Below are 24,425 nucleotides of genomic sequence, written 5' to 3' on the forward strand. Positions count from 1 at the left end.
GTCACTCGTCTCTATCAGATTCCACACCGCACTCGGCATCGTCGGTATCCTGATCGGAGCCTCGGAACCACCCGAAGATGCTTGCCGTAGCATCGACCACTACCTCTGCGATTTTGAGGACGCCGATTATGAGATCGAGCATGCGTAGCGATCGACCGGATACCTGTCCTTTCGTGTAGAAGAATATAAATTTCCGCCTCGGTCGCAGCCTACGGACGGTCGTCGTCGCTGACGGTCGCCGACGTCTCCTGTGAGTCGGTCGATTCGGCGTCCGGCTCGCTCGTTACCGTTCCAACGACTCGCTTCGCAGCGAGTTCGGGAATGTCCGTCGGCATCGTGAGCCGTTGCTGGATGAGGACGAGCAAGACGGCGAGGACGAGCAAGACGCCGCCGACCAGCGTCTCGCCTCGAACCAACAGCAACTCGAGTCCGGCGAGCGCGGCGGGAATCGCGAGCACGAGGACTCCCGCGAGTTTGATGGTGTCGATGATACCGGCCATTGCGTTGTGATAGCGCGGGTAGCGACAAAAGGACGACGACTAGGCCGCAGGTCGTCCCGGTTCCAAATATGGAACGCATACCGGTATCAGAACGCATTTAGCCGTCGGCTGGCATCTTCGGGTATGTTCACGGGAATCGTCGAGGAGACCGGCGTAATCGTCGCTCGAGAGCGAACCGAGGACGGCCTCCGGCTCCGGATCGGAGCCGACGCGGTCGCGACGGACCTCGAGCACGGACAGAGCATCAGCGTCAGCGGCGTCTGTCTCACGGTCGAGCGCTTCGAAGCGGGAGCGTGGTTCGAAGTCTTTCTCGCGACCGAAACGATCGAGCGGACCTATCTGGGCGACCTCGCGGAGGGCGATACGGTCAACCTCGAGCGGGCGATGCCCGCGGACGGCCGCTTCGACGGCCACGTCGTCCAGGGTCACGTCGATGCAGTCGCGACGGTTTCGAGTATCGAATCGGTGGAAGAGGACTGGTTCTTCGAGTTCGAACTGCCCGAAGGCTACGAGCGCTACGTCGTCGAGAAGGGGTCGATCACGCTCGACGGGATCAGCCTCACCGTCGCCGACCTTGATTCGGAGATCGGTCGCGTGACCGTCGCGATCATTCCGACGACCTACGACCTCACGACGCTCGCCGAAAAGGAGGTCGGCGATCCGGTCCACCTTGAGGTCGACGTACTCGCGAAGTACGTCGAACGGCTGCTCGAAGCGCGATTCGAGTAGGTGTTCGTCAGGGTACGAGCGACGGACGGATCACGCGCCGGGGATTCCGAACGCGCCAACGCCCAGCCCGAAAATCGTGTTGAGCACGAAGAGGATCACGATCGCGGCGCCCCACGCAGCGATGCCGATGAGCGCGGCGTTGATCCACCCGCCGGGGTATCGCCAGTTGATGACCCAGATCCAGGCGAGTAACGCGATAATCGGGCCGAACAGCGGAATCCACGCCGTTAGCGCCCACACGATTGCGCCGACGAACGCCGTGACGACCGCGTGAGAGTAATCGTCGACGTCGACGATGATCGATGCGCCGAGATATATCGCCAGGCCGCCGACGAGCAGTGCAACGACGAACGCGACGACCGATCCGATAACTGCGACCATCACGACAACGTACCCGTTCAGGAGGGATATACACTGCGCCGCGGCCGCTCGAGGTCGACGCCTTGCTCAGTCCGTGAACCGAGTCGCTCGGCAGCGTCTCCCGCCTTTGTCGCCCGACGGCTCACACCGCTTCGTCCGCTATCACCGCCACTGAAACGATTCACACACCGATTGCAACGCCGTCCGGCGATCGGTGTGTAGCGATCTGCAGCGGCTACGATAGCCGTCGCCGGCATTCCTCGAGCAACTCGACCTGTCGCTCGAGTACCGCTGTGACCCGTTCATCTCCCTGTTCGACGCCCTCGTCGAGTTGCATCCGAACCTCTCGAAGCTGCTCGAGGTGGTCCGCGAGCCGTCCCGAGAGTTCCTCGTCCGCCAGTTGTCCGTGGGCGTCCTCGAGTTCGGCGATCGCCTCGTTCATCGACTGTTGTCGGCCGCGCAGTTCACCGGCATCGGCTTCCGCCAGCGCGGAGACGGCGTCGAAGTACTGTTGGGTAGCGTTCTGGGCCGCCTCGATCCCCTGTCGCTGGACGAGCAGCGACGTTTGGAAGGCCTCTCGGGCAGCGCTCTGTTGGACGGCGAGTCCCTGTTCGATCAGCTCCTGGCCGTTCGCCATGGCGGTGCGCTGTGCGGCGAGCGCGGCCGAGAGTGGAGTTTCCGAGCGGTCTCGGTCCTGGCTTTCCTCGGACTCGCTCGCGTCGGGCGTCGTCTCGCCAGCCGCCAGATCAGCCACGGCAGCGTCCCCCGGAACGACCTCGCGAGCCGTCGTTTCGGCACCCGTTTCTGCGTCACTGTCTCGGCCGGCGATCGTATCGGGGTCGGTCTCGGGCTCCGAACGCTGATCCGAGTCGACGGCCGATTCGACATCGACGTCCGGAACGATTTCGGAGTTCGCGTCGACGGTCGCTGACGCAGCGTAGACATCGTCCTCCAACTCGGTTTCCGGGTGTGAATCCGCCGCGCCGGACGAATCGACGTCGACGTCGGGATCCAGTTTCGTTTCCGGACGGGAGTCCGATCCTGTCTCCGCCTCCGATCGAGAGTCCGTCGCCGCCTCGGAATCCGCCTCCACCACCGATTCGATATCGACGCTGAAATCGAATTCGTCGGACAGATCCATCGCTTCGGTTTCGCTCGTCTCGAGGTCTTTCGCGTCGTCCGGTTCCGCAGCCGACTCGAGATCGACGCCGGTGTCCAGTTTCTCGGCAACGTCATCCGCTCCGCTCGGCCCTTCAGCCTCGTCTCCCTCGTCGGGTTCAGCGGCGTCGGCAGCCGATTCAATGTCGACACCGTGGTCCAGTTCGTCGACCGGGTCCGACTCGTCGGTTGGCGGTCCGGCCGTCATTCCGTCGCTCGAGTCGGTCCCGTCGCTCGTTGCGGCTGGGTCGCTATCGTGATCCACCCCGCCGTCCATCTCATCCGGTTCTGTCGCCGGTTCATCGGGGAGCTCTGTCGCTGATTCGTCCGAGGGTTCTGTCGCCGGTTCGTCGGGGAGATCACCCATCGGAGTATCTTGAACGCCGGATCTGTCCACCGACTCGTCCGTCTCAGCGTCGGCGATCGATTCCGTCGCGGCCCCGTCGGTCGTCTCCGTCTCCTCGTCGTCGACGGCACCGGGTTCCGCGGCCGGCCCGGTCGCGTCGGCCGTGTCAATGGCACCGATGTCGTCGGCCACACCCGTTTCGTCGTCTCTCTCGGCCGCGTTGTCGTTCGCGGCCGCCATCTCACCTCCCTCGGGAGCCGTCTCCCGTGTTGGGTCCTCGATCGTCTCCTCGGCGGGTTCGTTTCTGGGCTCTCGGTACGCCGTGTGGTCGGACTCGAGCCCCGTTTCGGACGGAGAGTCGGCCGACGGCTCTTCCTCGAGGGCATCGACGGACTCGACGTCGAGTCGGATCGACTCGCTCGATATTTCGTAGACGGCGGTTTCGTGAATCTCAAGGGTGTCCTCGTGGGACTGGCCCCAGCTGAGCGTCGACCTGATCGAATCCAGAATACCGGCGCGCGGCGCGACGCGAGCGGTCTCGCCGTCGACCGCCGTGACTGTCCCGATCACCTCACCGTTGGCGTTCTCGACCGTTTTCTCGAGGTCGTCGTCGGTAAACGTCGCACTCATATCCGAATCTGCGCCACTGGTACCCAAGCCGGTGGTGCCTGCACCAGCGTGGGCGGTGCGATAGTCGCGGTGGAGGTCGCTTGTCACCGCTGTGGGGGTTCGAACTCGGTCCGCTCCGGCTTCGGAGGTGTACCGGTGTCGTCTCTAACGGACAGGTAAGTCCGGCGGTATCGAGCGATCTTCCGGTAGAGATAGTACCCGATGACGAGATCGAAGAGTATCACGTAGGAGACGAACGCCAGGCCGAAGCCGATGGGGAGTACCGAGGTGATGAGTTCCGGAGCGATTCCGACCGTGACGTTGTACGTTCCGTGAATAAAAGCGGCGATCAACAGCCCCTTCACGACGAGCGGACCGGCGTATCGGGGGTTGAACTTCGCGAGTCCGAGGTAGTAACCCGCGATCGCGGAGTAGATGACGTGGCCGGGGCCGACGAGCGCCCGAACGGTCGCGATGCCGGTCGCGGCGGTGACCGTTCCGGTCCCGGCCCCGGCCTGGGAAACCGTGCTGGCGATGTAGATGGCGTTCTCGATCGCGGCGAACCCCAACCCGGCAATCGCACCGTAGACCGCGCCGTCGATGACCGCATCGAACGTGTCGCTTCGGTAGGCGAAGACGCGAACTGCGAGGAGTTTCACGCCCTCCTCGACGGGACCGACGATCAGGTAGAAAAAGAGGATCGTGCCGACGAGCGGAATCGCCTGGAGACTCGGACCGAACGCGCTGTTTACGACCGCGGCGAACGTCGCGAAGAGCACGGCCAACAGGAACGTCCCGACGAGGAGTCCGAGGGGTTCGTTCGTCGTGATATCCGTGCGCCAGATGAACCCGGCGAGCAACGCCGCGGGAACGACCGAGAGCCCGAAGAAAACGGCGAGCGACGGATCCTCCAGAACGAGTACGGCGGGCTGGACGAGTAAGGCGAGGGTGATCACGAGCGCGACGACGAGAACGATCGTCTGGAACCCGTAGCTGATTCCGGTATAAATCGCGGACGCGAGTCGATCGGTGATCGATCGCGGCTCCCACGTCGATACGTCGTAGAGATCTCTCGATTGCTCGTCCGCCCGTTCGACCGGGTCACGTCCAGGCGACATACCCCCTCCTACGACGTCCGCTCCGGTAAGCGTTCGGCGACGAACGGTCCTAGTATGATATTGACACTCAAGACCAGTATAAGGATCGTACTTATCCGTGTTCGATCGCCATAAACGGGCACTCATGTACAGTTCAAGCCGCGGCATCCTCTACAGCGCGCCACCGGAACCGGACGAGACCGACGGCAGTCGAGCGATCGACGCGGCCAACGCATCGACGGCGGACGAAGACGACGCCGACGCGACCGCTTCTGGAAGCGCGGACGCCGTTACAGCCGACGATTAACGCTCCCGGAGCGGACTCGGAATCCACAAAGGCCTCGCCTTCGAACCCGCCCGTATGCACTTCGATCAGCGAACTCAGAAGGCGCTTCGAGACGCCGGCCTCAAGACCGACGACCTTCAGGCCGTCTCGCAGGCGATCGTCGACGCCGTCGACGCCGACGCGTCGGCGCTCGAGGAGTTTTTCGACGCCAACGACACCGTCTACTCGGACATGGAGATGGCACACTCGACGTCGGCGTATCCCGAACACGCGGTCGACTATCTCGATCTCACGACCCACGCCGACGAGATGCGCGGATGGCTCCGGTTCGACTCGTGGGGCGTCTACGTCGAAGGCGGCCGGATACTGCCGGACGAGTCCGTCGAACTGACGCTCGGACCGACGATCGACGGTCGCGTGCGATTCGCGCCCGATCGGGAGACGCTGCGGTGATCCTCGTGTTCGAACGCGTCGGGTATATCTCCACTGACGGGCGTGTAGCCACGGAGGGGCCGCGATGACGACGGCACGCGTGCGCGGCATCTACACCACCGCGATCACGCACCTGCTCGGAACGAACGGTCTCGAGGTCGTCCAGGCCTCCGAACCGATTCGAGAGCGCTTCGACGAGTCGTTCCCCGCCGCCCCGGCGGACGTGACTATCGAAACGACCCGCGACAGACAGGGGGTCGAGATCTCGGGCGTATCCGAGGCGGTCGAAACAGTCGCGGACGAACTCGAGGCGCTCGCGATCGATAGTTTCCGCTGGAAGAGCGACGTCCCTCGCGGTGCCGTCTTCGACGCCGACGTGCTCGAGGCCGGCGGGGGTGGCGGCGCGACGGTCGACCTCGGAGACGACCAGCGCGGCTACCTGCACTACGACGATGCGGACGGCTACGTCGACGAAGGCGATCGCTATCGCGTACAGGTCCACGAGCCAACGCCGCCGTGGAGCGACGACGAGCCGCGAGTCGTGCCGACGCTCGAGGTACAGGGCGGGCTCTGTACGCTCTCGCGGGACCGGACCGGCGTCTCGGCGGCCCTCCGGGGCGAAAAGGCAGACGAACTCGTCGGGATGACCGACCTGCTGTCGGTCGACGTGCCGGCGGGATGGGGCGTCCGCTGGCAGCGCGCGGCCGCCGACGCCGATCTCGAGGCGATGCGTACCGCCCTCGAGCGGGCGGCGGATCGATCACGGGCGCTCGAGGACGCGCTCGCAGACGCACCCGACGAACCGGCCGAACCGGGACGGTTGGCCGCGCCGCGAGCGACGACGTGGTGCTGGTTCGGCCGCGATTCGCGACTCGCGCTGGATGCGCTCCGCCGCGAAGTCGAGACGACGATGCCGGGACATCACCGAACCAAGGCCGCCGACCGGGCCGCGAGCGCGGCGGTCGACTTCGCGGAGGCCGTCTGTGAGTCGACCGGCACGGCGGGGGACGACGGCGACGGCGAGTTCCCCTTCGCCGCCGTCACCCGGCAGTTCGGACCGACGGCAGGCGATCGGATCGAGATCGGTCACGGCAAGCCCGACGGCCGGTTGATCACCCTGGGTCGCGGCGAGGTGACCGACTGGGACGGCGACGGGAAGGTGACGCTCGAGCGCTCGATGCGCGGCGGCGGTAGCTACGACGCCCTCGGCGTCCCGAAGGAGGAAGGCGACGTCGCCGTCACGAAGTTTCGCGAGGGCCGGTGGTGGTACCCGACGACGTACAAGGACGCCGCCGGATCGGCGAAGGGAACCTACGTCAACGTCTGTACCCCCGTCGAACTCTTCCCCGACTCCGCGCGGTACGTCGACCTCTACGTCGACGTGATCCGCACTCCCGACAGCGCGGTCGAGATCGTCGACGCGGACGAACTCGAGGCGGCGGTCGCGGACGGCCACGTTTCGGACGAACTGGCCGAGAAGGCGACGAGCGTCGCCGAAGCCGTCGAGCGCGCGCTCTCGAAGTGAGTCGGCCGGCGATTGCGCCCCGAGAAGGCGTCGAGGTGACGATCGGTTCTGGAAACCCGCGTTTTATCGACATCACGCCCCTATCAGTGGTGAATGGCACCCAGCGAGTCTGATTCCACGTCTCAGTCGATCCCCACCGTTTATGACGCCGCGGACGTGGCCCACGCCGGCGGTATGCGGGCGAATCGCGCGTTCCCGACGCGGGCGCACTCCCACCAGGATCCGTTCGTGCTCTTCGAGCGGTTCCACATCGACGCCGGCCAGGGCTTCCCCGCCCACGCACACGCCGGCTTCGAGATCTGTACCTACATGCTCGAGGGCGGCATGGCTCACGGCGACTCGCTGGGTGACGACACGACGACTCGAGCGGGCGAAGCGATGGGAATCACCGCCGGCGAGGAGATCCGGCATTCCGAATTCCCGGCCGATGGACCCTGCAGCGGCCTCCAGTTGTGGATCAATCTTCCGCGGAACCGAAAGGATATCGAGCCGTCGTACGCCGACGCCTCGAGCGATCAGTTGCCGACCGAAGCGGTGGACGGAGCGAGCGTCACGACCGTCGTCGGCGAGGGCTCGCCGCTCGAGTTCGAGACGCCGATGACCTACCTCGATGTGGTGCTCTCGGAGGGGACGGCGTGGGCGTGGGACCGACCGGACGAGTGGGTCGGCTTTTGTTACGTCGTTTCAGGATCGGGAACGGTGGACGGAACGCCGCTCGAGCGCGGACAGTTCTATTCCGTCGGTACTGACGGCGGCGCTGTCACGCTTTCGACGGACGAGACGTGCCGCGTCGTCGTCGATGGCGCGCCACACGAGGAGGAGATCCACCAACGCGGGCCGATCGTCGCGTAAGCACTCGTTTCATCGGTCGAACGGTGTCGGCCGCAAGAAACTGGTCGGTCGATCCGTGGCGTCACAACGACGAGCGAAGTATAGTAACAACTGAAACGATTTACACACCCATCGCATAGCTGTCGTGCGATGGGGTGTGCATTGACTTTCAGTGGCTACTATAGTTAATCCGAAATCGTCGCAACGTCTTCGGTCCGGCCGGTGGTCGGCAGCAAGTGAACGTAATCGTCGAGGTCGAGCGCGAACTCTCTGGCGGCCGTCGGCTTGACCCAGTGCAGGTCGAACTCGTAGCCGTGTTCCCCTCCGCCGTCGGTTACGGTGTGCGTCCAGCGGTCGCGGGATTCGTGGACCGTCGAGTGAAAGAAGTGCCGGACGTATCGTTTCGGAGGCGACTCGCGGCGCGTCCAGACGTCCGTCGTCAGGTGTCTCGTCGCATTGAGCGCCCCGAGTCCGCTCTCCTCGACGACCTCTCTGAACAACGCTTCTCGCGGCGATTCGCCGGGCTCGAGCGTTCCCTTCGGAATCTGCAACCCATCGTGTCCCGGCCCGTCGAAAACCAATAACTCACCCGTCTGGCGTGTGACATACGCACACGCCTTCTGGACGTACGTTACGTTTTCCATAGTACAACTAGTCACACCGTCGGTACATAAAAAACACACCCCAAAAGGTGTTAAAAGAGGCTAAGGTGTTATGTGCACCCATAACAGTACTTCCTGCGAATAGAGCGGGTATACACCGGCTGCCACAGGATGCTCCAGTGTTCAGTCGGCTGCGAGCTTGTCCAGCCCGGCCGACTCGATGTCTGCGCCGTCGACCGACGAGCGAAGGGAGTCCATCCCGTCGTCGCGATCGATCTCGAATCCGTTCTCGTACAACCCCTCGACTCGAGCCAGCTCTTCGTCGGAAAGCTTCGGCACGTCGCTCGCGGCCGCCCACTCGTCGATATCGCCCTTCGTGCGGAAGGTCGGCGTCACGGACGCGACCGGGTCGTGGGAGAGGAGCCACGCGATCGAGGCCTGTCCCATCGTTCGCTCTCCGTCGCGCTCTAAGAACCGCAGCTTCTCGAGTTTCTCCCAGCCGGTCTCGTACCACTCGTCGGGGCGGAACCCGCGGTGGTCGCCCTCGCCGAGTTCGGTGTCGGGCGTGACCTGTTCGTTGAGAATGCCCGACGAATGAGGCACGCGAGGGATCAGGCTCGTCTGTGAGCCCGTTCGCTCGATCGTCTCGAGGAAGTGGTTGCCGACCTCCTGTTCTAAGACGTTCCAGACGAGTTGCAGCGAGTCGAACTCCTCTTCGATCGCGAGGTCGCCCTCCGCGAGCCAGCCGATCGAGGGGCCGAGCGCGAGGCCCGTGGCGTCGATTACGCCCTCTTCTTCGAGTTCGTCGAGCACGTCGAGCACGTCGGGGGTGATCTCCTCGACGTCGGCGTTGTGCAGTTGGAGGACGTCGATGGAGTCCACCTCGAGGCGCTCGAGGCTCTGTTCGACGGCGTCGCGAAGGTAGTCGGGGTCGATCTCCTTGGGCAACTCGCCGTGGCCGGCCTGCGGATTGTTGTAGAAATCGTAGCCGACCTTGGTCGCGATCGTCACCTCCTCGCGAACATCGGACAGCGCCTGCCCGATCAGCTCTTCGCTGCGGCCGTGGCCGTAGACGTCGCCCGTATCGAAGTAGGTGATACCCTGCTCGACGGCGTACCGGATCATCTCGATGGCGTCGTCTTCCGAGCGGTCGCCCCACCAGTCGGTGCCGACGACCCACGCGCCGAATCCGACCTCGCTGACCTCGACGCCGGAGTCGCCGAGTTCCTGGTATTGCATATTCGCCCCTTCGTAGCGAGAGACCTTATTGGGTACGGAACTCGCCCGTGATCGGGCGCGATCCCGCCCGAACGCGTTCGCTCGGTGCCGTTCGAGCGGTCGAGTCCACCGCGTTCTGTCCGGCAGTAATCGGTCCGAATAGTTCATGGCCGAGCGCTGACAACCGATGGTATGGTCGACGAACGAAGCCGGTCGCTCGAGTACGGAACGCAGTTGCTCGTGTTCGTCGGCGTGTTACTCGCGACTCTCGCCGTTCTCGCGCTCCTCGTCGCGTTGCAGGCCGATCCCGCGGTGCCGCTCGAAGCGATTCCGCTGCGTGTCAGCCCAGGACTGCTCGTCGTCGGCGCGCTGCTCGTCGCCGGTGCGATCGGGATTCCGGCGCTCATTCTCACCGGATGGCAAGCGACACAGAAAGAGGCGACTCGAGACCGAGAGCGGTAGCGAGCCGCCTCGACGAAGTCGGCTCGCGTTCGAAGTATCAGAGTACGTCTCAGCTCACGCGAATGCGTGATTTCGATTAGCGATCGTGGTCGTCGTCTTCGGCCGACTCGTCGTCGGTATCGGCGTGTGCCTTCTCGTCATCCGCGTCCTCGTCCGGCTCGACTTTCATATCCGATGCGTCCTCGTCGGGCGTTTCTTCGGGTTCGATCGCGTCGGTCTGGGACGGCTGGGCCTGCTCGGGATCGGGGCCCGTCGCCTCGCTCACCTCGTCGGCCATGGCCGTGTCGGAGACATCGACCTCGACCGGACCGTCCTCAGTGTCGCGCCGCGGGTCCGCTTCGTCGCCTCCGCTCTCCGGTTTCGTTCGCGGCTCCTCCTGGTCCGCGTCGTCGGTGAACTCGACGCGCGACCCCGTATCGCCCTCGTCACCGAGCTGCGCCGAGTCGTCGATCTCGCCGGCGGCGTCGATCTGCGACTCGCGACCGGAATCGGGGCGCTCGGCGGCTGCGTGGGCGTGATCCGACGTTTCCTTGCCTTCGGTTCCGCCCTCGATTTCGTCCGTCTGTGGCTCGAACGTCGACGCTTCGCTCGAGCGGCGGTTTCGAAGGCCGTAGCTGAGCAACCCAGCGGCGGCAACTCCCTTCGGAAGCGCCCGTAGCTGGCCCCGGCCGAGCGATCGGAGGGCGGACAGGAGCACCACACCGCCGCCCAGCAACGGCAGTAGCTCGCGCTTGGTGTCACCGGAGGCGACCGACCGCGCCAGCGCTATCGGACTCCCTGTCTCGAGCGACTCGATGCGTTCCAACTCGTCCGTCGAAAGGTCGTAATCGCGTTCCTCAGACATTGATTGGTCCTCCGCGCACGCTGCGCTCACGACTGGTACGCATCCCGCACGGTTGAAAGTTGGACCGGCAACTGAAACCGAATACCCGATCTCGCACGGGGTCGCGTCGACCGGTTACCACTCGAAGCGATCCGGATCGCGTGCCGCGAGCGCCGTCCTGACCGCCGCAACGTTCTCGGGGACGTCGTGGACCCGGACGATATCGGCCCCGCGATCGGCCGCGATCGCACTCGCCGCGACGGTCGCCGCACCGCGATCGCCGGCCTCGCGGCCGACGTGGTCGAACATCGACTTGTGCGAGTGGCCGAACAGCACCGGACAGCCGAGCGCGCGGAACTCGTCGATGCGACCGAGGACCTCGAAGCCTTCGCGAGCGGATTTTCCGAAGCCGATCCCGGGGTCGACGACGATATCCTCGCGGTCGATGCCGGCCTTCTCCGCAAGCAGGATTCGTTCGGAAAGCTGGTCGATCACGTCCTCAACGACGTCGTCGTACTCGATCCGGCGATCCGGAACGACCGGGGCGTCGATGCTGTGCATCACGACGAGCCCCGCGCCGTGCTCGGCGACGACGAAGCGCATCTCGGGATCCTCGAGACCCGAGACGTCGTTGACGATATCGCCGCCCGCCTCGAGAGCAGCGTCGGCGACCGCAGCCTTGCGGGTATCGACCGAAATGAGGGCGTCGAGGTCCGCGATTCGCTCGACGACGGGAACGACGCGATCGATCTCCGCGTCGGCCGGAACGGGGTCGGCACCGGGTCGGGTCGACTCGCCGCCGATGTCTATCACGTCGGCACCGGCCTCGACCATCGCCTCCGCGCGGGCGACGGCGTCGCCCACCGCGTCGTACTCGCCGCCGTCGTGGAAGCTATCGGGCGTGACGTTCAGGATCCCCATCATCGCAGTGTGGTCGGCCCACGGATACTTCGAGGCCGTGGGTTCGGCGTCCCGCCCGGTATCCGAACTCGGATCGGGGCCGTTCGAGTCGAACTCGAGGGTTTCGCGAAGTTCTCGAGCGATCTCCGCACGTTCGTGTGACCGAGCGTCGGATCGGGGTCCACCTCGAGTTCCGGACTCGAGCGTTTCGATGAGACGCTCGAACTGGGAGACGGTCCCCATCAAGACGGCGTCGACGGTCTCGTCGTTCCGTCGGAGGCCGGAAAGCGCACACTCGCCGCCGAAACGTAACAGGTCCTGTTTCAGGGCGGTGGCCTGCCGGTGGTCGAGGCTCGTTTTGACGACGCGGTGAACGGCGTCACCCTGCAGTCGGTGAACGCCGGATTCGGGAACGTCCGCCCCTGCGAGCGCCCCGCGGGCGTCCTCCAGATTGCGAACTCGCTTGGGGACGCCGGCGCTGAGCCACCTCGAGCGAGCCTCGGCGACGGCAAACAGCGAGCCGGTAACGAGCACGCAGTCGTCGGCGTCGGCGTCCGCGAGCGTGGTTGCGAGCGCGTCCTGAACGGTCGCGTTCGTGCGAACGTCCCCGACGCCGGCGTCCGTAAACACCTCGGCGAGAACGTCGCGGTCTTCGGCCCGCTCGAGGTTCGGTTCCGTCGTGATCGCCACGTCCGGCGTCGGCAGCGTCGCCGCCATCTCGCGGTGATCCTTGTCGTGCATGGCTCCGAAGATCAGCGTGAGGGTGTCGTACTCGTAGGTCGCCAGCGTCGCCGCGAGTTGCTCGCAGGCACCGGGGTTGTGCGCGCCGTCCAGAATCACCAGCGGCTCCGTATCGAGTACCTCGAACCGACCCGGCCAGTGGGCGTTTCGCAACCCCCGTGCGAGCGCGTCGTCGGAGAGATCGGTCAGTTGGCGGGCCAGAACGGCGGCGATACCCGCGTTCTCGGCCTGGTGCGTTCCCAACAGGGGGATCCGCGTCTCGAGGTGCCAGTCGCCGGCATCAACGGTCACGGCGGCTTCGGTATGGTTCGTCCGACCGCCGTAGGTGACCCGCACGTCCGGCGGAATGGCGTGTTCCGCCTCGGTCACAGCAGTCCCATCGGCTCCGTCGCGTCGCGAACCGACCGTAACGACGTCGCCCGCGACGTCGCGAATCGCCTCGAGGGCGTCCCCGGAGACGCCGGTCACCAGCGGCGCGTCGGCCGGGGCGACGTGGGCCTTATCGCGGGCGATCTCCGCTTCGGTGTCGCCGAGGATCCCCGTGTGCTCCAGGGTGACGCTCGTGACCGCGCTGGCAACCGGATCGACGACGCTCGTGGCGTCGTACTTGCCGCCGATGCCGACCTCGAGGACGGCGACGTCGACGTCCTCGCGGCCGAAGTGCCAGATCGCCATCGCCGTCATCGTCTCGAAGAACGTCGGCGACTCGCCGTCGGCACCGCGTTGGGTGATGTACTCGTGGACGGCCTCGACGTAGTCACGGACCGCCGACCGGGGGATTTTGCGCCCGTCGACGCGGATCCGTTCGCGAAGGTCCTCGAGATGCGGCGAGGTGTAGAGCCCGACGGAGAGCCCGGCTTCCCGGAGGCTCCGTTCGACCATTCGCGCCGTACTTCCCTTCCCGTTGGAGCCCGCGATCTGTACGAAATCGACCCCTTCGTGGGGATTTTCGAGGTGGGCGAGTAGCCGCGCTGTCGATTCCGTCCCCGGTTTCGGGCGGAACCGCCGCAGATCGAATAAAAAGTCCGCCGCCTCGTAATACTCCATACTCGAATCACAGAGTCCGCGCGCTTAGGAATGTCGGACTCGAGTCTGGCGGGTCAGTCGGCCGCTCGAGGCTCACCCCGGCTGACCCGACGCTGAGCCACCGGCGTCGAAGTACCGATGGCGGTTGACGAGATAGACGGCGGACGCGAGCCAGAGCGCACCGAAGAAGCTGTAGATGGCGTATCCGGGTGGATATCCCACTCCCCAGAGCGTCGCCACCGAATAGACGCCCACGTACACGCCGAGCGGACCGCCGACGTACACCCATACGCTCGGGAGCCAACCGGTTCCGCGTTCCCGGGGAGCAGTCGCGTCGATGAAGAGCGCGACGAACGCAACGATCGAAAGGGGGACGAGAAATAGCATCCCCAGCGCAGAAAGGAGGAATCCGACATCGCTTTCTCCCAATTCCAACAGCACGTATCCCAACACCGGCGGGGCTACGAGGACGTACGCGGCGACGGCCTTCCAGTATTTCGAGGCGGGACCGGTTCGGTCGTCGCCGCCCGCAGGGCCGGACACGCGCCGGTCTCGATCGAGTCTCGTCGTCACCCAGCCCGCGAGCTGTGCGGCGACCATCGTGACCAGAACGGTGAGTCCGACGCCGATCACGAGGGCGACCGGCGTCAAGACGACGATGACTGCGGTCCATCGCGACGAGTGCGAACCGATCGTCGTGATCGTGTGAGTGACGTACAGAAGTACTACCGCGATCGAACCGGCGAGACCGGTCCAGATCCCGGCACGGCGGCTCTCCGTCTCTCGGTCGCTGTAGTAGTAGCCGACGATCAGCCCCGCCAACAGGAGGGCTTCACCCGAAACGGTGCCGCCGACGGTGGCGACATCGTCCGGCGCCGATATCCACGAGAGGGCGAGCGTGAACGGAACCGTGGCGAGTCCGACGAGAATCGCAACCCGCAACGAGTCGTCGGTCAGTCCGTCCCGGAGGGCTCGAAGTGGAGCCATGGTGTTCCTGTTCGTGTACCGGATACGGATCCGTTAATCTATTGGTCCGTTCACATGACTGGAGAGATTCGGCTCGCTCGAGCGACGGAGACCACCGGCGGCTCGGCGGGCCGACACCCCGGCGGAACGTGCGACGGGGCGATGAACGTGGATGGGGCGATACGAGCGGATAGCGCGGACGCTACTTCGGCGACGCCTCCGCCGAACGGCCCGTTTCCTCCTCTGGCGTCTCCTGGGTCACCTCGAGGAACGCCTCCTCGAGACTGCGGGCTTCGCCGGTCTCGGCGCGGGATTTCAACGCTTCGGGCTCCCCCTGAGCGACGAGTTTGCCGTCGTGAAGGACGCCGATTTCGTCGGCCAGTTCGTCGACGACGGGGAGGATGTGCGTCGAGAGGAAGATCGTCATCTTCTGATCCGCGAGGTCGGCGATCGTCTCGCGCATCGTCCGAGCGGCGCGAGGGTCGAGCCCGCTCGTGGGTTCGTCGAGGAAGGCGACGGCGGGTTCGTGCAACACCGCCTGGATGACGCCGACCTTCTGGCGCATCCCCTTGGAGTAGCCTTCGATGCGCCTGTCGGCGTCCTCGAGCAGGTCGAATCGCTCGAGCATGGACTCGATCCGGTCGCGCGACTCGGCCTCGGGCAGATCCCGCAGACCGGCGGCGTACTCGAGTTGCTCGCGGCCGGTGAGTTCGTCGTAGATCGGCGGCTCTTCGGGCAGGTACCCGATGTGGGGCGTGACGTCCTCGCGGTCGGCGATCGAGTGGCCGGCGACGCGCGCCGTTCCCGACGTCGGCTTGGTAAGCGTCGTCAGCATCCGCATCGTCGTCGTCTTCCCCGCGCCGTTCGGGCCGAGGAAGCCGTAGACCGTTCCACGGTCGACGTCCATCGTCAATCCGTCGACGGCGGTCGTCTCCCCGTACCGTTTCGTGAGGGACTCGGTTTCGATGGCGGCTGCATCGACAGAGCTCATACTCGTCTCGTTTCGTCGGCATCTGTATAAATGTGTAACACGTTCCGTCGAGGGCGAGGGCACCGACGTCCGAACGCGATTCAGCCGAGAACGCCGTCGCGAACGACCGGTTCGCGACGGACGCCGCCGTCGACGGTCCGGCTCCGACCGCATGACAAAATCCAAACTATTTACTCGGTGCAGGACGCGCTATCGATTATGATCCCCGAACCAACGTGCAGTCCCCGGTTCGTGTGGGGGTATCGGTGATGTCGCGCGTTCCCCTCGTCGTCGCCAGAACGGAATTTCGCCGGACGGTTCGAGCGGTTTCCTCCGAGCGGACGAAGCTGCTCATGATGGCGGCGCTCGCGGTGTTCATGCTCGGGTCGGTCGTGATCGCCGGCGGCTACTTGCTCCCCGAACTGGGCGAGCAGTTGGCGGAAGGTGTCACCGCCGAAGGCGCTGCGATGGCGACGGAACTCGTCACCGGCGGGGTCGCAGTCGGGTGGCTGTTTTTGATCTTTATGGCGGGAATACGAACGTTCACGTCGGCAGCGACCGTCGATAAACCCGCCTTTCTGCTCACTTCGACGTCGCTCCGGAACACCGTCATCGGCGTCATCGCGGCCGAGATCCTGCTGTTCGGCGTCTGGCTCGTGCCACCGGCAATACTGCTTTCAGGCGCGTTCGCCTACGGTGCGGGGACGATCCTCCCCGTCCCGTTCACGCTGCTCGCCGTCGCGCTCGTCCTCGTCACCGCCGTCCCCGTCGGGTTCGTCGTCGGCACCTGGGTCCGCCACCTGGTCACCGTCTACGAGCCGATCGCCCGGTATCGAGTGGTGTTGCTCATCGGATTCTGGGTGGTCTACTTCGGCGCGATCATGACGGGGCAGTTCAACGTCGTCATGGGCCGGTTGTTCACCGCCCTCCAAGACAGCCCGCTGGGCTGGCCCGGCCACCTGCTGTTGGCCGGCGTCCCGAACGTTGCCGCCTCGAGCGCGACGATCGCTGGAGCCATTGTGGGTGCAACGCTCCTTAGTACGGTCGCGTTCGCCGTCGGCATCGCCTCCGCGCGGATACACTGGTTCGCCGATCCCGCCCGATTCGAGGAATCGGCGGAGCCGGCACAGCCGGATTCGTCGAACCGACTCGCGGGGCTGCTCGCTCGCGGCGTCGCGCGACCGACGCAGACGGTCACGCTGACTGCCATCCGTCGAACCAAACGCGCCCCGATCCGACTGGTCTACGTCGCCTATCCGCTGTTCGGTGCGATCGGATTCGTTCAGGGTATCATCCAGACCGGAACGGTACCCTCGTACGCGGCCGTGATCCTCTCGCTCTACGTCATCTGGGCCACCGGAGCCCTGTTTACACTCAACCCGCTGGGCGACCTCGGACCGGCGTTGCCGGCCGTGGTCACGTCGCCGCTCACCGGGCGGCAGGCCATCAGTGGATTGGTGGTCGCCGGGACGCTCGTCGCCGCCCCGGTCGCCCTCGTCGTCTCGCTCGCGTTGGGACTCATCAGCCCGCTCTCGCTCGAGCAAACGGCCGCGCTGGTTGCCGGAACGGTCGTCGGCACCGTCGTAACGCCGGCGCTCGCGACCGGTATCGGGTCGACGTTCCCCCGGTTCGGGAGCGTCAACGTCACGAACAACCGCGAGGCGGTGATGCCGAGCAAGACCGCGTTCGTCGTCTACTCGCTCGCGATCGTACTCCCGGCGGCCGCAGCGGTCGTCCTCTATACGGACTCCCCCGACATGCTCGCCGAGTTGATCACGACGGTCTCCGCGTGGACGCCCGGTCCCGACGTGTCAGTCTCCGCTCGCGGGATCACCATCACCGCGTGGGCCGTCCTCGTTATCGGCCTCGTCGCGCCGGTGGTCTCGTCGCTGTACGCCGTCGAACGGTTCGACTGGTACACGCTCGACTGAATTCCCGAATCCTCCTCGAGCGCGGCCGAGCTCGTATTCGAAGTCGGCGACCGTCGACGTCCCGATATCGACGACCCAATACTTATTTCGCGGGCCGAGAAACCGCTCGCGCAATGCCACGGCTGTGGCGGCTGACACGGAATCGGTACGGTCGCGCCGTCTACGACGCGCTCGCACGGCGCGGAATCACGGCGACGGAGATGATCGAGTACGTCGCCGACCTCGAGGACGCGCCGGCCGCCGACGGCGGGAGCCAGCGCAGTGCATACGCGGTCGAGACCTGCGATCCGTCGACGGTCACAGCGCTTGACGCGCCAATCAAAGAACTCCAGTCGGACGAACTCGTCGTCGCCGCGCTCGAGGACGACCGTCCCCGTGGTTACCTGTTTTGCTCCGTCGACGCGGCCCACGAGATCCATCCCCTCGAGCGGGAGTTGCGCTTCGAGGGGGTGTACATCAGGCGCGTCTTCGTCGACCCCGACCACCGCAACCGCGGCATCGCGACGGCGCTGGTCGGCGAGACCTGCCGACTGGCCCGGAAACGGGGGGAAGAACGCGCGACGGCGCTGGTCGCGCTCGACAACAGCCCCTCGCGAGCCCTGTTCGAACGCCACGGATTCGACCCGAATCGCCGCCGCCGCTACGTCAGGGTCGGTCCGTTCTCCCATCGATCGGTTCGACCGACCTGATCGGGACATACCTCCGAGCTCGGTGCATTCGCCGTCCCGTACAGATCGACGGAAACTCCGTACTGGCACGTAGCGACCAGGAACTATATAGATACGCACTAAGTAAATAGTTCTCGGAGCAGCTTTATTTCGGTTCGGGTGGAGGTACCACTCGAGCGGATGACCAACGAACTGCGAGAGGCGATACGGGGCGTCAGGAACCGACTGGATCTCGCCGATCGACGGGTCGGGACGTCGGCCGAACGAACGAACGTGCTCGAACAGTTGACGGGCGCCGACTACATCAGCCTCGGGGCGCTGTTCGTCGGCTGGGCCAGCGCCCTACTGTTCGTCGGCGGCGAACCCAACTGGGCGCTGCTGGCCATGTTCGGCGCGTTCCTGCTGGACAAGGCCGACGGCTGGTACGCCCGCCGCACGGGGACGTCGTCGCCGTTCGGCCGGCAGGTAGACTCGTTCATCGACATCTTCGCTTACCTGGTGCCGGCGGTACTTCTCTATCACTTCGTCCTCGCGCCGCACGTATTCGCTAGCCTCGTCGTCGGCTTCCTCGTGCTCGCCTTCGGCGGTCTGCGACTGGTCCGGCACAACGAGGAAGGATTCGGCTCCGACGGCGGCGCCAGTTACTACCACGGGACGACGGTCGTCCACACGAACCTCCTCGTGGTCGCGAACTACTTCGTCGCCGCTCTCGTCGGGTCGTGGAACGGCTGGATCGCGGGATTGCTCGTCGCCGCCGCCTGCCCGCTGATGGTCTCGGACTACAAGGCCTACAAGACCGACGGCACCCACCTTCTCGCCGGCCTCGCCGCGGTCGCGGCCGTCGGCCTGGCACTGGGCCTCGAGTTCGGTTACCTATGACGAACCGGACCGAATACGCCGCGATCGATCCAGGGCCGCAAACGCTCCGAATCGACCCCCACGTGCACACCGCGGCGTCCTTTGACGGGACGACGACGCCGACGGAACTGGTCGACGCGGCCCGCCGCGCCGGCCTCGATGGAATCGCCGTCACCGACCACGATACGATCGACGGCGCCCGTGAGGTCGCGCGACTGGCGCCCGCTGATCTCCTCGTCATCGTCGGCTGCGAGGTCTCGACCGCCGACGGCCACCTGCTCGCGCTCGGCGTCGACGCCGCGCCGGAACCCGGCCGCCCGCTCCCCCGGACGGCCCGAACGGTGCGAGACGCCGGCGGGATCGCAGTCGTCGCCCACCCGTTCCAGCGCTCGCGCCACGGGGCCCGCGGGGCCGCGATCGACGGCGTCGACGGCGTCGAGGTCTACAACGCCCACGCCGTCACGAACGTCCGCAACCGACAGGCCGACCGGTTCGTGATCCGCCGCGACTACCCCCGGTTCGGCGGCAGTGACGCCCACCGTCCGGCGAACGTCGGCCGCGCCGCTACCGACGTTCGACTCCCTGCCGACGCCGTTTCGTCCCCGGATGCTACGCCCGCGACCGAGACGGTCCTCGAGGCGATGCGCGCCGGTCGAACCGACCCCGTCGGAGATCGGACGACGGCCTGGCAGTACATGACCAAGGTCGTCGGCAACGCCCGGCGGAAGACGCCGTCGCTTTCGCTGTTCTGAGCGGTCTGCGATGCCGAATTCGAGGGTAGTACGGCGCGACGTTCCGGTTCGTCGCGCTGTCGCTGTGATTCGAGAAGCGCCGCTCGAGTCCACCCCGACCGCCAGAAGGGACTTCTTTATCAGGATTGAGAGCTACGTACCGAACAGTATCGCTATGATGGCGCTCACCCACGGGTTCATGGCCCTCGCGGCCGCCGTTTTTCTCTTACCGGTTTTCGGCGAGTACGCCGGGCCGGCCCTCCTTGCGGCCGCGTTCCTCGGCGGCCTCGCGCCCGACGCCGATCTGGTGGCGCGCCACCGGAAGACGCTGCACTTTCCGGTCTGGTTCTCGGTCGCGACGCTCGCGCTCTCGAGTCTCGCTGCCCTGACGGGGTCGGGCACGCTTCTGGTGCTGACCGTCGCTGTCTGGGCCGCCGCCCTCCACTCGATTTCGGACGTCCTCGGCGGCAGCGCCGAGTGTGAGCCGTGGAATCCCGTGACCGAAAACGGCGTCTACAACCACGTTCTCGGGCGCTGGCACCGACCGCGCCGGTACGTCCGCTACTCGGGCGCGCCGGAGGACTTCCTCGTCTGTCTCGCCTTCGCGGCCGTCGCGATCGACTCCGGACTGACCGGACCGGCCGTCGACCGCGCGCTGCTCGTGCTCGTGGCGTTCGCCGGCGTCTACGCGCTCTGTCGGAAACGACTTGCGGAGATCGGCACGGTGGCCGGTAGTCTCGTTCCGAGGAAACTGCGCGCGATCCTCCCTGCGGTCCGCGTCGAGGAGACCGAGACCGACGGGACGACGGTCGACATTCGGTTCGGACGGTGAGCCAATCGAATCGTCACGGCTCGCGTCGGTCGGCCCGTCCCGGCCCGGAGAGCCGATTTTACCAGTTTCGTTTCGCCTCGACGGAGGATCGTACTGGTCGTCGCGTTATCGATATCGGCCGCTCGGGCGACCGCTCGCATGTCGACGGCTGACGAACCTACCTGAAGCGCAGGGAGAACGACGCCGTCCGGATCTGGAAACGAGACGTATCGCGTGGTCGCCGCCGAGTACGAGACGGTGTACGATACCACGCTGTCCCACGGATTCGCCGCGAACGAAGGCAGCGATCGGCCCCACAACTGGTCGGCGAGAGTCGGCAGCCGGTCGAATCGGAAACGCGAGCGAGGTGGACGAGATCGACGGCAAGAACGAGATGGGATACCCCGCCGCTGCGCTCGAAAACGAGAAAAACGGCAACACTGGCTCGAGAGAGCCGTCCGTCAGTTCGTCAGTCCGAGCGGCCCCACTCGGCGGAGCGCTTCGGGCGTCCGGTGATCGCCTGGACGTCGATCGGTTCGTCCTCGGCTTCGAGCGCCTCGAGCGCGGCCGCGGCGCTGGCGGGCGTCGAGAAGTAGGTTATCTCCTCCTCGACGGCGACCTCGAGCAGGCTGCGATCCCGCGAGACGATGAGATCGACTTTGCCTTCGCGGACGGCCTGGGGAAGATCGACTTCCTCGCAGAGGTTGAAGTGGTCGGTGAAGCCGTCGACGAGCGCGTCGCCTTCGTCGGTTTCCGGATCGGGGAACTCGTCGGCCGAGAGGTCGATGATGGCAGTTCCCGACTCGGGAATCGGCTTGCCCGTCGCGTCCTGAGCCTTGTCGTAGGCCTTGCCGAAGGTGTCGGCGCTACCCATGACCTCGCCGGTGGATTTCATCTCCGGGCCGAGACGCGGGTCCGAGCCCGGCAGGCGGTCGAACGGCAGGACGACCTCCTTGATCGACGTCTGTTCGGGGATCTGCTCGTCGATATCGAGGTCGGCGAGCGTGGTGCCGGCCATGACCTTCGCGGCGATCTTGGCGATCGGCACGCCGGTCGCCTTCGAGATGAACGGGACGGTACGCGAGGAGCGCGGGTTCGCCTCGAGAACGTACACTTCGCCAGCGTCGGACTCATCCGAGTCCGACGAGCCATCCGGGCTACGCCCGGAGACGCCGCGCACTGCAAGCTGGACGTTCAGCAGGCCGACGGTGTCGAGCGCGTCGGCGATGTCCTCGGTCACCTCGCGGACGCGAGTCAGCGTGTCGTCGTCGAGCGAGCGCGGTGGGATCATACAGGCCGAGTCGCCGGAGTGGACTCCGGCGGCCTCGACGTGTTCCATGATGCCGCCGATCAGGACGTCCTCGCCGTCGGAAACGGCGTCGACGTCGAGTTCGACCGCGTCCTCGAGGAAGTCGTCGACGAGAATCGGTTTCTCCGGGCTCACGCGGACGGCTTCCTCGATGTACTTCTCGAGTTCCTCGTCGTCGTAGACGACCTCCATCGCGCGGCCACCCAGCACGTAGGAGGGACGGACGAGGACGGGGTAGCCGATGTCGTGAGCGAGTTCGAGCGCCTCCGTCTTGGAGAAGGCGGTCCCGCCCTCGGGCTGGGCGATCCCCAGTTCGTCCATCAGGGCGTTGAAGCGGTCGCGGTCCTCCGCCAAGTCCATCGCTTCGACGCTGGTTCCCATGACCGAACATTCGAGGCCGCGACGGGTGATCTCGTCCTTCAGCGGTTCGCCGATGTTGACCGACGTCTGGCCGCCGAACTGGACCATCACGCCGTCGGCACCGGTCGCCTCGGCGACGTCGGCGACCTCCTCGGCCGTAATCGGCTCGAAGAACAGCCCATCGGAGGTGTCGTAGTCCGTCGAAACCGTCTCGGGGTTGTTGTTGACGACGTGAGCGTCGACCCCCATTTCGCGCAGCGCCTGCACGGCGTGGACCGAACAGTAGTCGAACTCGACGCCCTGCCCGATACGGATCGGGCCGCCGCCGACGACGATCACGCTCTCGAGGTCGCGATCGACCTCGAGTTCGCCGGAGGCGGCGTCGCCGATGAGCGGGCCGGACTCGAACTCCGGCTTGCGCGCGGAGTAGTAGTACGGCGTTTCCGCCTCGAACTCGCCGGCGCAGGTGTCAACTTGCTTGTACGTCCGTCCGGGAACGGCTTCCTCGACGGTGCCGACGTCGGTTCCCGCCGTCGCGGCGATGGAGGTGTTGGTGTGGCCGGCAATCGCGGCCTCGGTGAAGTCGCCCTCCTGTGCGGCCAGCGTCGAGTCGGCGATGCGCTCGTAGCGCTCGACGTACCACTCGAAGACGCCCGTAAGCTCCTGGACCGCCGCGGCGGTGTAGCCGCGTTCGAAGGCCTCGAACATCGCGTAGGGACGGTCGGGGGAGGGGCGCTCGAGGTAGTGCTCCTCGAGTTCCTCGTCGGAGACGTCGGCCCAGTCGACGTCGGGTTCGTACTCCGACGAGCGAAGCGCCTTCAGGAGTGACTCCTCGAAGGTGCGGCCGATGGCCATCGCCTCGCCGGTCGATTTCATCGCCGTCGTCAGCTCGAAATCGACGTCTTCGAACTTGTCCTTGGGCCAGCGCGGAACTTTGGTAACCACGTAGTCGATCGCGGGCTCGAACGCGGCCGTCGTCTCGCCGGTGATCTCGTTCGTGATCTCGTGGAGACGCTTGCCGAGTGCGACCTTCGCGGTCACGCGAGCGATCGGGTACCCCGTCGCCTTGGAGGCGAGCGCGGAGGAACGAGAGACGCGCGGGTTGACCTCAACGACCCTGTATTCGCCGCCGGGGGTGCCGTCGTCGTGCCAGGCGAACTGGATGTTACAGCCGCCCTGAATGCCGAGTTCGCGGATGACGTCGAGCGCGGCCGTACGCATCTCCTGGTGGCCCTCGTCGGGGACGATCTGGGAGGGCGTGACGACCGTCGACTCCCCGGTGTGGATACCCATCGGGTCGATGTTCTCCATGTTACAGATGATGATACAGGAGTCGTCGGCGTCGCGCATGACCTCGTACTCGTACTCGACCCAGCCGGCGATCGATTCGGTGATGAGGACCTCGCTGTTGCGCGAGAGGCGAAGCCCTTTGCGGACGCGAGCGAGGAGTTCGTCCATCTCCTCGACGACGCCCGAGCCGGAGCCGCCGAGCGTGTAGGTCGTTCGGGCGATGACCGGCAAGCCGCCGACCTTCTCGACGGCGGCCTCGACGCGCTCGCGGATGTCCTCGTCGCTGAGTTCCGTGACCGACTCGCCCTCCTCGAGCGAGATCGTCGTCGATCGAGGAACGGGCTGCCCGATCTTCTCCATCCGCTTGCGGAAGAGGTCGCGGTCTTCGGTCGCGTAGATCGTATCCAGGGGCGTCCCCATGATCTCGACGTCGTACTGCTCGAGTACGCCTTCTTCTGCTAGTTCGGCGGTGACGTTCAGTCCGGTCTGGCCGCCGAGACCGGCGATAACGCCGTCGGGCTGTTCCTTCCGGATGATCTCGGCGATGGCCTCGGTCGTGATCGGCTCGATGTAAACCTCGTCAGCCATCTCCGGATCGGTCATGATCGTCGCCGGGTTCGAGTTGACGAGCACGACGCGAGCGCCCTCCTCCTGTAGCGCCCGGCAGGCCTGTGCGCCGGAGTAGTCGAACTCGGCGGCCTGCCCGATCTGGATCGGTCCGCTCCCGATCAACAGGATCGTGCGTCCATCCCCTGTGTCGCTCTCGCCCTGATGGTCCGTGCTCATGTTACTTGTTCGTCCGAAGTTCGTACATCGTAATAAGCCCCACGATACAGTACGAATCTCGAAATGCCTTTTCGAAATTCGAACTATCGCGATCGTCGGT

At 65.7% G+C, this 24,425-nt stretch carries 23 protein-coding genes; 11 read left to right on the forward strand and 12 right to left on the reverse strand.

What is annotated here, in order from left to right; all coding sequences use genetic code 11:
* Position 1 precedes the first annotated feature (1 nt).
* The gene (locus tag DWB23_RS22880) at positions 2-142 is read right to left on the reverse strand and encodes a hypothetical protein (protein ID WP_162989747.1); all 141 of its coding nucleotides are present in this window, start codon (positions 140-142) and stop codon (positions 2-4) included.
* 67 nt (positions 143-209) lie between these two features.
* Positions 210-500 carry a DUF7533 family protein gene (locus DWB23_RS04595; RefSeq protein WP_121741606.1) on the reverse strand — a complete coding sequence of 97 codons (291 nt, stop codon included), beginning with the start codon at positions 498-500 and terminating at the stop codon, positions 210-212.
* Positions 501-623: 123 nt separating this feature from the next.
* On the opposite strand from DWB23_RS04595, the gene DWB23_RS04600 reads away from it, so the two are divergent.
* Positions 624-1,229: a riboflavin synthase gene (locus DWB23_RS04600; protein WP_121741607.1), complete on the forward strand. Its 606-nt coding sequence runs from the start codon at positions 624-626 to the stop codon at positions 1,227-1,229.
* Positions 1,230-1,259: 30 nt separating this feature from the next.
* Here the strand turns inward: DWB23_RS04600 and DWB23_RS04605 are convergent, their stop codons facing one another.
* The 3 genes from DWB23_RS04605 to DWB23_RS04615 all read right to left on the reverse strand — a co-directional run bounded on the left by DWB23_RS04605 (position 1,260) and on the right by DWB23_RS04615 (position 4,820).
* Complete coding sequence (locus DWB23_RS04605; protein ID WP_121741608.1) at positions 1,260-1,610, reverse strand: hypothetical protein; 351 nt, start codon at positions 1,608-1,610, stop codon at positions 1,260-1,262.
* 214 nt (positions 1,611-1,824) lie between these two features.
* Positions 1,825-3,723: a hypothetical protein gene (locus DWB23_RS04610; protein ID WP_121741609.1), complete on the reverse strand. Its 1,899-nt coding sequence runs from the start codon at positions 3,721-3,723 to the stop codon at positions 1,825-1,827.
* An 83-nt stretch (positions 3,724-3,806) separates the two neighbouring features.
* The gene (locus tag DWB23_RS04615) at positions 3,807-4,820 is read right to left on the reverse strand and encodes a PrsW family intramembrane metalloprotease (protein ID WP_121741610.1); all 1,014 of its coding nucleotides are present in this window, start codon (positions 4,818-4,820) and stop codon (positions 3,807-3,809) included.
* Between the two features lie 124 nt (positions 4,821-4,944).
* On the opposite strand from DWB23_RS04615, the gene DWB23_RS22885 reads away from it, so the two are divergent.
* The 4 genes from DWB23_RS22885 (at position 4,945) to DWB23_RS04630 (ending at position 7,894) form a co-directional block, all read left to right on the forward strand.
* Positions 4,945-5,106 carry a hypothetical protein gene (locus DWB23_RS22885; protein WP_162989748.1) on the forward strand — a complete coding sequence of 54 codons (162 nt, stop codon included), beginning with the start codon at positions 4,945-4,947 and terminating at the stop codon, positions 5,104-5,106.
* 54 nt (positions 5,107-5,160) lie between these two features.
* Positions 5,161-5,538 carry a DUF7532 family protein gene (locus DWB23_RS04620; protein WP_121741611.1) on the forward strand — a complete coding sequence of 126 codons (378 nt, stop codon included), beginning with the start codon at positions 5,161-5,163 and terminating at the stop codon, positions 5,536-5,538.
* Between the two features lie 64 nt (positions 5,539-5,602).
* On the forward strand, positions 5,603-7,042 hold the full coding sequence (locus DWB23_RS04625) for a DUF402 domain-containing protein (RefSeq protein WP_121741612.1): 1,440 nt from the start codon (positions 5,603-5,605) through the stop codon (positions 7,040-7,042).
* 174 nt (positions 7,043-7,216) lie between these two features.
* A complete protein-coding gene (locus DWB23_RS04630) occupies positions 7,217-7,894 on the forward strand; it encodes a pirin family protein (RefSeq protein ID WP_238717342.1) in 678 nt (225 codons plus the stop codon).
* Positions 7,895-8,058: 164 nt separating this feature from the next.
* On the opposite strand, the gene DWB23_RS04635 is transcribed toward DWB23_RS04630, so the two are convergent.
* Positions 8,059-8,517: an NUDIX hydrolase gene (locus tag DWB23_RS04635; RefSeq protein WP_121741614.1), complete on the reverse strand. Its 459-nt coding sequence runs from the start codon at positions 8,515-8,517 to the stop codon at positions 8,059-8,061.
* Positions 8,518-8,658: 141 nt separating this feature from the next.
* A complete protein-coding gene (locus DWB23_RS04640) occupies positions 8,659-9,714 on the reverse strand; it encodes an aldo/keto reductase (protein ID WP_121741615.1) in 1,056 nt (351 codons plus the stop codon).
* Between the two features lie 171 nt (positions 9,715-9,885).
* Here DWB23_RS04640 and DWB23_RS04645 point away from each other — a divergent pair, with 171 nt between their 5' ends.
* Positions 9,886-10,155 carry a hypothetical protein gene (locus DWB23_RS04645; protein WP_121741616.1) on the forward strand — a complete coding sequence of 90 codons (270 nt, stop codon included), beginning with the start codon at positions 9,886-9,888 and terminating at the stop codon, positions 10,153-10,155.
* Positions 10,156-10,231: 76 nt separating this feature from the next.
* Here DWB23_RS04645 and DWB23_RS04650 read toward each other — a convergent pair whose 3' ends face one another.
* From DWB23_RS04650 to DWB23_RS04665, 4 genes are all read right to left on the reverse strand, one after another.
* Complete coding sequence (locus DWB23_RS04650) at positions 10,232-10,999, reverse strand: prolipoprotein diacylglyceryl transferase (RefSeq protein WP_121741617.1); 768 nt, start codon at positions 10,997-10,999, stop codon at positions 10,232-10,234.
* Positions 11,000-11,113: 114 nt separating this feature from the next.
* Positions 11,114-13,666 (reverse strand): dihydropteroate synthase, encoded by a 2,553-nt coding sequence (gene folP / locus DWB23_RS04655; protein WP_121741618.1) that lies wholly within the window; start codon positions 13,664-13,666, stop codon positions 11,114-11,116.
* 72 nt (positions 13,667-13,738) lie between these two features.
* Positions 13,739-14,632 carry a DUF5518 domain-containing protein gene (locus tag DWB23_RS04660; protein ID WP_121741619.1) on the reverse strand — a complete coding sequence of 298 codons (894 nt, stop codon included), beginning with the start codon at positions 14,630-14,632 and terminating at the stop codon, positions 13,739-13,741.
* Positions 14,633-14,813: 181 nt separating this feature from the next.
* The gene (locus DWB23_RS04665) at positions 14,814-15,602 is read right to left on the reverse strand and encodes an ABC transporter ATP-binding protein (protein WP_121741620.1); all 789 of its coding nucleotides are present in this window, start codon (positions 15,600-15,602) and stop codon (positions 14,814-14,816) included.
* A gap of 248 nt (positions 15,603-15,850) precedes the next feature.
* Between DWB23_RS04665 and DWB23_RS04670 the strand changes: the two genes are divergently transcribed.
* The 5 genes from DWB23_RS04670 to DWB23_RS04690 all read left to right on the forward strand — a co-directional run bounded on the left by DWB23_RS04670 (position 15,851) and on the right by DWB23_RS04690 (position 20,601).
* Positions 15,851-17,512 (forward strand): hypothetical protein, encoded by a 1,662-nt coding sequence (locus DWB23_RS04670; RefSeq protein ID WP_121741621.1) that lies wholly within the window; start codon positions 15,851-15,853, stop codon positions 17,510-17,512.
* Positions 17,513-17,625: 113 nt separating this feature from the next.
* Complete coding sequence (locus tag DWB23_RS04675; protein ID WP_121741622.1) at positions 17,626-18,201, forward strand: GNAT family N-acetyltransferase; 576 nt, start codon at positions 17,626-17,628, stop codon at positions 18,199-18,201.
* 159 nt (positions 18,202-18,360) lie between these two features.
* Positions 18,361-19,059 carry a CDP-alcohol phosphatidyltransferase family protein gene (locus tag DWB23_RS04680; protein WP_121741927.1) on the forward strand — a complete coding sequence of 233 codons (699 nt, stop codon included), beginning with the start codon at positions 18,361-18,363 and terminating at the stop codon, positions 19,057-19,059.
* Positions 19,056-19,790, forward strand: coding sequence for a CehA/McbA family metallohydrolase (locus DWB23_RS04685; protein WP_121741623.1), 735 nt, complete (start codon positions 19,056-19,058; stop codon positions 19,788-19,790). The genes DWB23_RS04680 and DWB23_RS04685 overlap by 4 nt, the downstream gene beginning before the upstream one ends.
* A 154-nt stretch (positions 19,791-19,944) precedes the next feature.
* On the forward strand, positions 19,945-20,601 hold the full coding sequence (locus tag DWB23_RS04690; protein ID WP_121741624.1) for a metal-dependent hydrolase: 657 nt from the start codon (positions 19,945-19,947) through the stop codon (positions 20,599-20,601).
* Between the two features lie 448 nt (positions 20,602-21,049).
* Here the strand turns inward: DWB23_RS04690 and carB are convergent, their stop codons facing one another.
* Positions 21,050-24,325 (reverse strand): carbamoyl-phosphate synthase large subunit, encoded by a 3,276-nt coding sequence (carB, locus tag DWB23_RS04700; protein WP_121741626.1) that lies wholly within the window; start codon positions 24,323-24,325, stop codon positions 21,050-21,052.
* Positions 24,326-24,425 lie beyond the last annotated feature (100 nt).

It is taken from the genome of Natronorubrum halophilum (assembly GCF_003670115.1).
Classification (GTDB): Archaea; Halobacteriota; Halobacteria; order Halobacteriales; family Natrialbaceae; genus Natronorubrum; species Natronorubrum halophilum.